An 11,800-nucleotide genomic window follows, 5' to 3' on the forward strand; every position below is an offset into this window, starting at 1 on the left:
GGCATGAGGACGCATCTGCATACCGGCTGGCGCCACATCCCCGACGAGGCGCGCGGCATGGCGGCGGCGCTGGGCAATTTCGACGGCGTGCATCTGGGCCATGCGCACCTGCTGCACACGCTGCATGCGGCACGGCCCGACCTGGGCCTGGCGGTGGTGACGTTCGAACCCCACCCGCGCGAACTGTTCCGCCCGCAGGACCCGCCCTTCCGCCTGACCCTGCCGGACGAACGGCTGTCGGCCCTGTCGGCGCTGGGCGTGCGGCATGTCTTCCAGATTCCGTTCGATGCCGCGTTCAGCGCCATGTCGGCCGAACGCTTCGTGACCGACGTGCTGCACGAGGGGCTGGGCCTGCGGCATCTGGCCTGCGGGGCCGATTTCGCTTTCGGCCACCGGCGCGGCGGCACCGTCACCTTCCTGTCCGAACGGGCCGAGGAACTGGGGCTGGGGCTGACGGTGGTGCCGGCGCTGGCCGATGCCGGCGGGCCCTATTCCTCGACGCGCATCCGTCGCCTGCTGCAGGACGGCTACCCCGAGCGCGCGGCCGAGGAACTGGGCCGCCCGTGGTCGATCCGCGGCATCGTGCAGCATGGCGACAAGCGCGGCCGCCTGCTGGGCTTCCCCACCGCCAACATTCCGCTGGGCCGGCATCTGGAACCGGCGCGCGGGGTCTATGCCGTGACGGTGCGCCTGACGGACGGCCGGTCATTGCCCGGCGTCGCCAATATCGGCCGCCGCCCGACCATCGACGACGGTCAGGAAAGCCGGCTGGAGGTCCATCTGCTGGATTTCGACGGCGATCTGTACGGCCAGACCCTGTCGGTCGCGCTGCACAGCCTGCTGCGCGAGGAACGTCGCTTCGCTGGCCTGGACGCGCTGAAAACCCAGATTGCCGTGGACGCCACCGCCGCCCGGGCCTACCTGGCCGAGATGCTGCGCGGGGGCGTTTAAGAGGCTGACCGCAGGTCGGGGTCATCTTCCAGCACGAAGCCTGTGGATTTCAGCTTGCGGTCATCGAGGCGAAAGTACCCCATGGGGAAACGCCGGGCGAGGGTGCGGCTGAATGCCACGCCTTTCAGCACGTCGAAGACGACCGGGACATGGAAACCGGTTTTTCGTCCCGCGCGGCGATAGACCTCGGCATAGGTCGGGGAACGGCTGTCGGCGACGTTGTAGATGTCCACGCCCGCCTTGTGGCTGGCGAGGTCGCGTTCCATGAGGTGAACGATGGCCCGGGCGACATTGCGTGACGAGATGAAGTGGCTGTTGCGGTAGAGTGCGAAGACCGCGCGTTTGGCGCTCCAGGACAGGGATTCGTCGAGAAAACTGCGTTTCTGTGCGATGGCGATACGGTACAGGTCGATGTGCATCGTCTGCGCGTATTGCGACAATACGCGTTCGCCCAGAACCTTGCTGCGCGCGTATTCCAGCATGGAGGGTTCGGCAAAATACTGCTTCTTCAATGAAAGATCGGTATTGATGATCGGCGCTTCCTCGCTGAGAAAACGCGCGCGGGGTGAACCGTAGACGACCATGGAACTCGCCTGGCCAAAATACCGCACGCCGGCCGTGGCGCAGATTTTCGCGAAGCGATCCAGGTTCGTCACATTGGTCGTTTCCATCTCGTGCACGTTCGACAGGCTGGCGGCGAGATGAATGACGGCTTCGACACCTTCGGCAAGGTTCTCGAGGTCCGCTTGCGGAAGGGTGGGGTCGGAAAAATCGATCTGGACCCATTCGACGCCCGGGGTGGCCGGTATGGAATGTCTGAACGTGCCCCGGATGCGGTAGCCCCCTGCGGCCAATCGCGCGATGACGGCCTGGCCCAGATTTCCCGTGGCCCCTGTCACGAGAATCAAGGGGCGCGCGGCGACCAGCGAAGTCGCGGGAGAGAGCTGCTTCACGCGGCGCGCGACGAATTGGGCCTTGATATGGTCTGCAAGGCGGATGGCGAGCGACATGATGACCATGGTCGGGTTGGCGTGGCCGCTCGTGGGGAAAACCGATGCGCCTGCAACGAACAGGCCGCTGACGCCGTGAACCTGGCAGTCAGGGTCGACCACGCTTGTGGCGGGGTCCGTGCCCATCCGGGTCGTGCCGGCCGTATGGGCCATGTCATGGATCAGGAGTTTCGAGATATCCGCAGTCCGGAACTCGTCTCGGAGATGGAAGCCCCTGATGCCGGCCCGTTCGAGATCTTCCTGAAGAAGATTGGCCAGTTGCACGATATCGCGACGCAGGTCGGCGTCGATTTTCCAATGCACCCGGGCCAGGGGCAGGCCCAGCCTGTCCGTGCGCGTCGAGAGGGTGACGCGGTTGTCGGGGTGCGGCGGCTGTTCGCAGATCACGTTCAACGAGGCTTTGGCCAGCTTGCGGCCCCCTCCGCCGGCAACGTAGTCACGCGCGACGAAATTCGCATTGATCGCGACCGCGGCGTCGGCGATCAGACGTCGGAAACGTTCTGGAATTTTCTGGTAATTGAGGATTTTGCGCCCCAGGGAGGTCGCCACCAGTCCGAAATTGCGGGCCACCGCGACGACATCGCCAAGCGGGTTTCGGCTCTGGCGTTGCGCCAGGCGCTTCAGCGCCAGCACGGAATCGTCGGGCGAGATCTCGATGCCGGTGAAGATGGCCATGTTCGGCAGGCGTCGGCTGGTCTGCACCTCGGGGTGCAGGGCCAGGCCGTGCGAGTACATGAAAACCCGGTGACGCTCCTGCAACGGAAAAAAACCGAGAAGGGCGGCCGCCTCATCGCGATGTTCGGGAGAAAAATATCCAAGCTCGATACTGGGATGGTCCATCAGATAACGCCCGACGACGTCGTGGGCGTTGCCCGGCACCTGTCCGTCGCTGTCGCGCGACATCAGCAGAAGGCGGGCATTTTCGATGGCGCCCGCCGCCAGAACAACGCATTCCGCCCCCAGGGCGACCCGGTTGCGCCCGGTGAGGGAACCGCGCAGTTCGACCCCCGTGGCCTTCCCGCCTTCGATGCTGACGGATGACACCGTTGCGTTGTACACCACCGTGACGCCTTTATGCGTTTCCCGGCGGAAATCGGGGCCGAAGCGCATGACGTCGGTCAGCGCGTGCCGCGAGCGCGCGAATTGCCAGAAGAACGAACCGAAGTGATGTAGCCGGCCCATCTGGTCGGGTTCGCGGCGAGACGCCTGGGTCCAGAAGGCACGGTCGTGGACCAGCGGGCCGAGATCGAGATAGGTCGCGGCGCGTTTCATGTAGGGGGCAAGCGTCTTCATGCCGAAAGGCCAGCCCGATCCTGCGACCCACGGTCGCTGTTCGTAATCCGCCGGGGAAAACGGGGCCACTTTTCCGGCCCACGCCATCGTCGATCCGCCCAGGACGCGGCACCGGACCCCGAATTTTTGTATATCCGCCTTCCAGAAGCGCATCTGGGGCGCGTGCCAGGCGCTGCGTGCGTCTTGCAGGGTTTTGTCGAGAAGGTCGCCGGATACGTCGATCGCGTTCAGCTCCTCATGGTCCGGGTCTTCGTCGAGGGCGCCGCTTTCCACGATGGCGATACGAAGGCCCTGTCCGGACAGCTCGCGCGCCAGCGTCAGTCCGGCGGCGCCGCCGCCGACGATGACGAGATCGAAACGAGTCGACAGGCTGGCCGGGTCCTTGAGGTGCTCGAAATCGATATAGTCCGTCATGTGATTACCCGTATCGGTGGAACTGTCTGGGCCGCCATCCGTCCGCGTAAGGGCCGTCAGCCGGCGGGCGCACGGGAAAACCGCGTCATGATGCGTTTCACGATGCCGGCGGCGGCGTCCCGTTCCAGGTCGTCGAGGCACACGAACCACAGGACGCCGTAGAAGACGGCCATCGCGATCCCGAAAAACAGGGTGGCGGCGGGGAGGGGCATGTCGACGAGCGCTATGCACATGCAGGCGGCGCCGGTCAGGGCCGCGGGCAGGATGCGGGCGAGGGCCTGCGTGATCGGCGGGTAGAAACGGATGCTGAGGAACATGCGCACCACGAAGTCGCCCGCCGTCCGGATGGCCCAGGCAAAGGCCGCGCCGACGACGCCGAAATGGTGCAGGAACACGACCAGCAGGGGCACGTAGACCAGCATTTCGCCGATCGACAGCTTGGCGCTGGCATCGGGCCGGCCGATCGCGTCGAGGAACCCGGCCGCGATGGCGTCCGCGCTGCCGATGAAGATGCCCAGGCACAGCAGTTTCATGATCGTGCTGCTGTGGATGGCGAAGTCCTGATCGATCCAGAGCGAGAGGATTTTGGAACTGAACAGCGCCGTGCCCAGGCAGAGGGGCAGCAGCAGGGCCGCCAGGGTCAGGACGGATGTCCGGTAAAGCTCCACGGTTCTGACGGAATCCGTGCGCCAGGAGGACGCCAGGGCCGGGTAAGCGGACGCCGCGACCGCATTGGTGACCATGGAGAAGCGGCCCACCGCATCCGACGGCGTGGTGTAGAAGCCCGTCGCGGCCGCCGAGATGACGCTGGCGATCATGAACCTGTCGATATTGCCCAGCAGCGGATAGGCGATGTTCGAGACGGTCATCCAGCCGCCGATCCGCAGCAGCGGCGCAAGCAGGTGCGGCCGTACCCGGGCGGCGCGAAGCTGCGGCACCAGCCTGAGGCAGAAGCGGATATAGGCGATGGCCATCCACAGCCGGCAGCCCGCCAGGACCAGCATCACGCCGACGAGGCTGTCCCAGACTTCCAGGACCAGCAGCGGCCCGATGTAATAGGCGATCGAGATCGGAATATTGATCAGGTTGGTCGCGCGAAATTCGTGGTACGCGGTCAGCACGCCCCACAGGGCGGCATTGATCATGACCAGGGGCGCGGTCGCGCAGAAGACCAGCAGGGCCACGATGGTTTCGTGCTGGAGGTTCTCGGGAATCTTGAGGCCGTGCCGCACCCAGAAACTGACCGCACCCGCTGAGATGAGGCCGCCGATGACGCCGATGCCGGTCAGCGTCAGCACGCCGGTCAGGATCAGGTCGGCGGTTTCGTGGTCGCTCTGGTCATGTGTGCGGCCGGCGATGGCGCGGGTGAGGGCGCGGCCGAGGCCCAGGTCGAAGATGCCGAACGTGCCGATCAGGCTGAGGGCGATGGTGAAGATGCCCCATCGGGACAGGCCGAGCTCATGAATAAGCCGGGGCGTGACGGGCAGGGCCACAAGGACCGGGGCGATCCGCCCGAACATGTTCCATGCGGCATTCGTAATGACATGACGCGGCCGGGGACCGGACTGCTGGACCGGGGACACCATGGGCAAGTGCATCCTTCAAGCGACGACAGCCCCGGCGTACGGGGGAATGGGAGAGGCGCTTCCGGTATTCAGGCGGCAGGGGCGTGTGGCGGGGTCATGACGCCACCAGCGCTTTCGTTACGATCGGGGCCGCTTGCCCGGGGATGTCAGGCGAATCTTTCTGCACAGATTTCGTCCTCATCATGACCTCGATCCGTCCGGGCAGGTCGCGGTGCCCGGAAAAACGCGGGAACCCGAAGGCTGGAGCGCTCTTGCCCAAGGAATTTTCTAACTTGTGAAATCCGCGACAGTTTCACCGCAGGGGGTGGGTCGCGCGCATTATGTGGCGGCGACCGCCCGGCAACCCGCCCCAGGGCGCGGTGCTTGACCGCGGGGGCCGCCGCTCCGCATAAGGTTGGGCTTTACCCGGCCCGATCCGCGCCGAGCGAGCCGGGTCCGCCATATCTTGTCGTCAGTAGTCAGAAATCAGGGTCATGACCGAGTCAAAACCACAGGATCTCTATCGGGAAACGGTGTTTCTGCCGACCACCAGCTTCCCCATGCGCGGCAGCCTGCCGAAGCGGGAGCCGGAGATTCTGGCGCGGTGGGCGCAGTCCGACCTGGACGGGCGCCTGCGCGCGCAGGCCGAGGGCCGGCCGTCCTTCATGCTGCATGACGGGCCGCCCTATGCGAACGGCAACCTGCATATCGGCCACGCGCTGAACAAGATCCTGAAAGACGTCATCAACCGCGCGCACCGCATGGCGGGCTTCGCGGTGCATTACGTTCCGGGCTGGGACTGCCACGGCCTGCCGATCGAATGGAAGATCGAGGAGGAATACCGCAAGGCCGGGCGCGACAAGGATTCGGTGCCCATCCTGCAATTCCGCGCCGAATGCCGGGCCTATGCCCAGAAATGGCTGGACGTGCAGGCCGCCGAATTCCGCCGCCTGGGCGTGCAGGGGGAATGGGACCGGCGATATGCCACGATGGATTTTTCCTCGGAGGCCACGATCGCCGAGGAAATCGGCCGCTTCCTGCTGAACGGGCTGCTGTATCGCGGGCTGCGGCCGGTGATGTGGAGCCCGGTCGAAAAGACCGCCCTGGCCGAGGCCGAGATCGAATATCGCGACCATGAATCGACCACGATCCATGTCGCCTTCCCCTTCCTGCACGACCCGACCCCCGGCCGCGCGCTGGAAGACGTGTCGGCGGTCATCTGGACGACGACGCCGTGGACCATCCCCGGCAACCGCGCCATCGCGTTCGGGCCGGACATCACCTATGCCGTGCTGCGCGTCGATGGCGTGACCGACGCCGCGACTCTGGAGCCGGGCGCGCGCCTGCTGGTGGCCGAGGCTCTGATCCCCGCCTTCTGCGCCGCCGCGGGCATCACCGACCATTACGTGCTGTACACCCTGCCGGGCGAGGCGCTGACCGACGCGGTGTGCGCCCATCCGTTGCGCGGCGAGAATTACGATTTCGAGGTGCCGCTGCTGGCGGGCGATTTCGTCACCACCGACGCGGGCACCGGCCTGGTCCACATGGCCCCCGCCCATGGCGAGGACGATTTCGCGCTGTCGGTCGCCAACGGGGTCGAGGTGCCGGAAATGGTGCTGGACGACGGACGGTACGCCGACTGGGTGCCGCTGTTCGCCGGCACCCATGTCTTCAAGGCCGCCGATCCGGTGTGCGCCGCGCTGACGGCGGCGATGGAACGCGCCATTGCCGACGGCCAGGCGCCGGCAGGCCTGGTCGCCCGGTCCACCCTGATCCATTCCTATCCGCATTCCTGGCGGTCGCGCGCGCCGGTGATCTATCGCGCCACCCCGCAATGGTTCATCCGCATGGATGGCGAGGGCCATCTGCGCGCCCGCGCCCTGCGCGCGCTGGACGACGTGACCTTCGTGCCCGCGCAGGCGCGCAACCGCCTGACCTCGATGGTCGCGGGGCGTCCCGACTGGTGCATCAGCCGCCAGCGCGCCTGGGGCGTGCCGATCGCGGTGTTCGTGGAGAAACGCACCGGCGAGGTGCTGCGCGACCCGGCGGTGATGGCGCGGATCGTCGAGGCCTTCCGCGCCGAGGGCGCGGACGTGTGGTACAGTGCCCCGGCCGCGCGCTTCCTGGGCGCGGGGCGCGACCCCGAGGACTACGAACAGGTGTTCGACATCGTCGACGTCTGGTTCGAAAGCGGGTCCAGCCACGCCTTCGTGCTGGGCCGCGACGGGATGCCGTTCCCGGCCGACCTGTATCTGGAAGGGTCGGACCAGCATCGCGGCTGGTTCCAGTCCTCGCTGCTGGAAAGCGTGGGCACGCGGGGCGTCGCCCCCTATCGCGCGCTGGTCACCAACGGCTTCGTGCTGGACGAGCAGGGCCGCAAGATGTCCAAGTCGCTGGGCAACGTGGTGGCCCCGCAGGACGTCAACGACTCGCTGGGCGCCGATATCCTGCGCCTGTGGGTGATGAATTCCGACACCAACGAGGATCTGCGCATCGGCGGCGAGATCCTGAAGCAACAGGGCGAGTTGTATCGCCGGCTGCGCAACACCCTGCGCTGGCTGCTGGGCGCGCTGGACGGCTTCACCGAGGCCGAGCGTGTCCCCTACGAGCAGATGCCCGAGCTGGAGCAATGGGTGCTGCACCGGCTGACCGAACTGGGCGGGCTGATCGGCGGCGCGGTGGACAGCCACGAATGGGTGGGCGTCTACGGGGCGGTGCACGGGTTCTGCGCCACCGACCTGTCGGCGTTCTATTTCGACGTCCGCAAGGACGCCCTCTATTGCGACGGGGCGGACAGCCCGCGCCGCCGCGCGGCGCGCACGGTGCTGGACCATCTGCATCGCTGCCTGTGCACCTGGCTGGCACCCGTGCTGGTCTTCACCGCCGAGGAAGCCTGGACCGCCCGGTTCGGCGAGCAGGAGAGCGTGCATCTGCATGCCTTCCCCACCCTGCCGGAGGAATGGATCCGCCCCGACCTGGCCGACCGCTGGGCGACCCTGCGCGCCGTGCGCCGCGTGGTCACCACGGGGATCGAGGCCGCGCGGCGCGACGGCGTGGTGGGGTCGTCGTTGCAGGCGGCGCTGGAACTGCCGCTGTCCGAGGACGAGGCCGCGCGTTTCGCCGACATCGACTGGTGCGAACTGGCGATCGTGTCGCAGGCCGACGTGGTGGTCGAGGCCGGCGCGGCGTCGATCTACCTGACCGACGCCGAGTCGGCCGAAGGCGCCGCCCCGCCCGTCGGCGGGGCGCATGGCGCGCCGGTCATCCGCGCCGCCGGCGGGCATAAATGCGTCCGCTGCTGGAAGGTGCTGGACGAGGTGGGCAGTACCGCCGCGCATCCGGACCTGTGCCTGCGCTGCGTCGACGTGGTCGACGCCCGGGCCGGCACATGACCGGGGGCGCCCGGCTGTGCCGCCTGGTGGGGGCGGCGCTGTTCGTGCTGGTCCTGCTGATCGACCAGGGCAGCAAATACTGGATTCTATACGAGTTCAACCTGCCCGAGCGCGAGACGGTGGCGCTGCTGCCGTTCCTGAATTTCACCATGGTCTGGAACCGCGCCATCACTTTCGGCATGCTGGGCGGGCTGGGGGCGGCGGGGCGGATCGTGTTTCCGGTCGTGGCGCTGCTGATCGTGCTGCTGCTGGCGGTATGGATCGCGCGCACCACCCGCCCCTGGGTGGCCGGTGCGCTGGGCGCGATCATGGGCGGCGCGGTGGGCAATGTCATCGACCGGCTGCATTATGGCGCGGTCGTCGATTTCATCCACGCCCATGCCTATGGCTGGTCCTGGCCGGTGTTCAACCTGGCCGACGCGGCGATCGACTGCGGCGTGGCCGTTCTGCTGATCGACAGCCTGACCGATCGGCGTGGTCCGCGCACGGCTGCGTTGAGCGGAACGCTTGCCGGAACCGAAAAGGAACGGTAAGAGGCGAAGCATGGCGCCCTTAGTCACCCGTACCCTGTCATTCGCCCTGCTGACGTCGGGCGGACTCCTTCTTGCCGGTTGCTCCGGATCGGATGTTACGCGGGCCTTCGGGCTGGAACGCGAAACGCCGGACGAGTACACGGTGACGACGCGCGCGCCGCTGTCGATGCCGCCGACCGACGAGTTGGCGGCCCCGCACAGCGACGCCTCGCGCCCGCAGGATGAAAGCCCGCGCCTGCAGGCGCTGGAAACCCTGTCGCCCAACGTCGCGCTGCAAGGCGCGGGCGGCCCGCCCAGCGCCGGCCAGTCCGCTCTGGTGAACGAGGCCGACAATGCCGCCACCTCGCCCGACAAGGGCGAACTGGGCAAGGCGGGGCAGGGCTTCGTCGATCGCCTGATGTTCTGGAACGGCGGCGGCGCCGGCGGCGTGGTCGATGGCGAGGCCGAGAACCGTCGCCTGCGCCAGAACGCGGCGCTGGGCAACAGCCCCGTCCAAGGGGCGACCCCGACCGTCACGGGCGGCCACTGACAGGCTGATCCCCGGCCGCCGGATGGCGTTGTCCGTCCGGCCCGGTTTGCCAGCCGGCCCGTGCATTGGGCCTGCACGGTGGTGGCGATCTGCTTTATCCTGACATGATGCCCGATTCGCCGCATCTGCCCGTCCGTCCGGTCATCCGGCGCCTGTCGGAACAGGTGGTCAACCGGATCGCCGCCGGCGAGGTCATCGAACGCCCGGCCGCCGCGCTGAAGGAACTGGTCGAGAACGCGATCGATTCCGGTGCGCGCCGCATTGCCGTCCTGCTGGAACGCGGCGGCATCGACCGCATCGAGGTCGTCGATGACGGGTGCGGCATGGCGCCGGACGACCTGCTGCTGGCGGTCGAACGCCATTGCACCTCCAAGCTGCGGGACGAGACGCTGGTGCGGATCGAAACGCTGGGTTTCCGGGGCGAGGCCCTGCCGTCCATCGGGGCCGCCGCGCGGCTGAGCGTCGTCTCGCGCCCGCACGGGGCCGACAGCGCATGGCGAATCGCGGTGGAGGGCGGGATGGTCGGCCAGCCCGAACCCTGCGCCGGCCCGCCCGGCACACGGGTAGTGGTCGAGGATCTGTTCTTCGCCACGCCCGCGCGCCGCAAATTTCTCAAGAGTCCCCGAGTCGAATCCGGGCATGCCGACATTACGGTGCGCCGCCTGGCCCTGTCGGTGCCCCAGGTGGCGTTCCGCCTGCAACTGGACGACCGGGTGCTGTTCGACCTGCCGGCGCAGGACATGGAATCGCGCGTCGCCGCGATCCTGGAGGCCGAGGGGGCGGACGGGCTGCTGGCGGTCGAGGGGGTGCGGGGCGAGTTGGCCCTGAGCGGATTCGCCTGCGGCCCGTCGGTCCATCGGGCCACGGCGGCCGGGCAGATCCTGCTGGTCAATGGCCGGCCGGTCGTCGATCCGGTGTTGCGGACGGCGGTGCGGGTGGCCTACCGCCATGTGATCGAACAGGGGCGGCACGCGGTGGTGGCGCTGGCGCTGACGATCCCGCCCGACCAGGTGGACGTCAACGTCCATCCGGCCAAGACCGAACTGCGCTTCGCCGATGCCGCTGCCGTCCGGGGGCTGGTGATCGGCGCGCTGGGGCGGGCGCTGGGGGGCGGCGCCGGGGCGGCGGGCGTCCGGCCCGGCCTGCTGCAATCACGGCCCTCCAGCCCGGCGCGGATCTGGTATCCGCCGCCCGACCGGCCGGCCGCCGACCCGTTCGCCGCACCGCCGGCGCGGCCCGACGGTCTGGCCGCGCCGCGCCTGGATCTGGGCGACCGCCCCGCCGCGCGGGTGCTGTCCGACCCGCCGGGCGATTCCCCCATCCCGTTTCCGACCGTATCCGCCCCGCCGCCCGATGCGCCTGTTCCTGCCGACCCCATTCTGGCCGACCCGGGCGATTACCCGCTGGGGGCGGCGGTGGCGCAGGTCATGGGCACCTATGTCATCGCCGTGTCGGGCGACGGGGGGCTGGTGCTGGTGGACCAGCACGCGGCCCATGAACGGCTGACCCACGAACGGCTGCGCGCGCAGTATCTGGACGGCACCATGCGGGCGCAGCGCCTGCTGCTGCCCGAAATCGTGACCCTGCCGCGCGCGCAGGCGGATCTGCTGCTGTCCTTCGCCGGCACGCTGGCGGCACTGGGGGTGGAAATCGAATCGTTCGGCGGGGGCGCGGTGCTGGTGCGTGCACTGCCGGCCCTGCTGGGCACCGACGACCCGGGCGGCCTGCTGCGCGACATGGCCGAGGAACTGATCGAGGACGATCTGGCCGGCCCCGCCGAGATCCGGGCGCTGGACGGACGGCTGGACGCGATCATTGCCCGCATGGCCTGCCACGGCAGCGTGCGCGCCGGCCGCACCCTGACCCGGGCGGAAATGGACGCCCTGCTGCGCGACATGGAACGCACGCCCCGCGCCGGCACATGCTCGCACGGGCGGCCGACCTGGCTGAAGCTGAGCCGGGCGGACCTGGAACGGATGTTCGGTCGCCGTTAGGGCGTTCGGCCGGAGGGAATCGGCCGATCGGATAAAGCGTGCCCGGACTGGTCCGGGTCGTGTGGTCTCGGGAAAATGATCGTGGGTTTCCGTCACTTTCGGCGTGGGGCGCCGCGCGA

At 68.1% G+C, this 11,800-nt stretch carries 7 protein-coding genes; 5 read left to right on the forward strand and 2 right to left on the reverse strand.

What is annotated here, in order from left to right; all coding sequences use genetic code 11:
- Positions 1-3 precede the first annotated feature (3 nt).
- Positions 4-951 carry a bifunctional riboflavin kinase/FAD synthetase gene (locus HLH34_RS16325; RefSeq protein WP_183120629.1) on the forward strand — a complete coding sequence of 316 codons (948 nt, stop codon included), beginning with the start codon at positions 4-6 and terminating at the stop codon, positions 949-951.
- Here the strand turns inward: HLH34_RS16325 and HLH34_RS16330 are convergent.
- Complete coding sequence (locus HLH34_RS16330) at positions 948-3,668, reverse strand: GMC oxidoreductase (RefSeq protein WP_183120630.1); 2,721 nt, start codon at positions 3,666-3,668, stop codon at positions 948-950. The genes HLH34_RS16325 and HLH34_RS16330 overlap by 4 nt on opposite strands.
- A gap of 56 nt (positions 3,669-3,724) precedes the next feature.
- Positions 3,725-5,254, reverse strand: coding sequence for a flippase (locus tag HLH34_RS16335; protein ID WP_183120631.1), 1,530 nt, complete (start codon positions 5,252-5,254; stop codon positions 3,725-3,727).
- A gap of 473 nt (positions 5,255-5,727) precedes the next feature.
- Here HLH34_RS16335 and ileS point away from each other — a divergent pair, with 473 nt between their 5' ends.
- The 4 genes from ileS (at position 5,728) to mutL (ending at position 11,681) form a co-directional block, all read left to right on the forward strand.
- Positions 5,728-8,625, forward strand: coding sequence for an isoleucine--tRNA ligase (gene ileS, locus HLH34_RS16340; protein WP_183120632.1), 2,898 nt, complete (start codon positions 5,728-5,730; stop codon positions 8,623-8,625).
- The gene (lspA, locus tag HLH34_RS16345; protein WP_183120633.1) at positions 8,622-9,158 is read left to right on the forward strand and encodes a signal peptidase II; all 537 of its coding nucleotides are present in this window, start codon (positions 8,622-8,624) and stop codon (positions 9,156-9,158) included. The genes ileS and lspA overlap by 4 nt, the downstream gene beginning before the upstream one ends.
- A gap of 10 nt (positions 9,159-9,168) precedes the next feature.
- On the forward strand, positions 9,169-9,687 hold the full coding sequence (locus HLH34_RS16350; protein ID WP_183120634.1) for a DUF3035 domain-containing protein: 519 nt from the start codon (positions 9,169-9,171) through the stop codon (positions 9,685-9,687).
- Positions 9,688-9,791: 104 nt separating this feature from the next.
- A complete protein-coding gene (gene mutL / locus HLH34_RS16355) occupies positions 9,792-11,681 on the forward strand; it encodes a DNA mismatch repair endonuclease MutL (protein WP_183120635.1) in 1,890 nt (629 codons plus the stop codon).
- Positions 11,682-11,800 lie beyond the last annotated feature (119 nt).

It is taken from the genome of Gluconacetobacter azotocaptans, assembly GCF_014174355.1.
Taxonomy (GTDB): domain Bacteria; phylum Pseudomonadota; class Alphaproteobacteria; order Acetobacterales; family Acetobacteraceae; genus Gluconacetobacter; species Gluconacetobacter azotocaptans.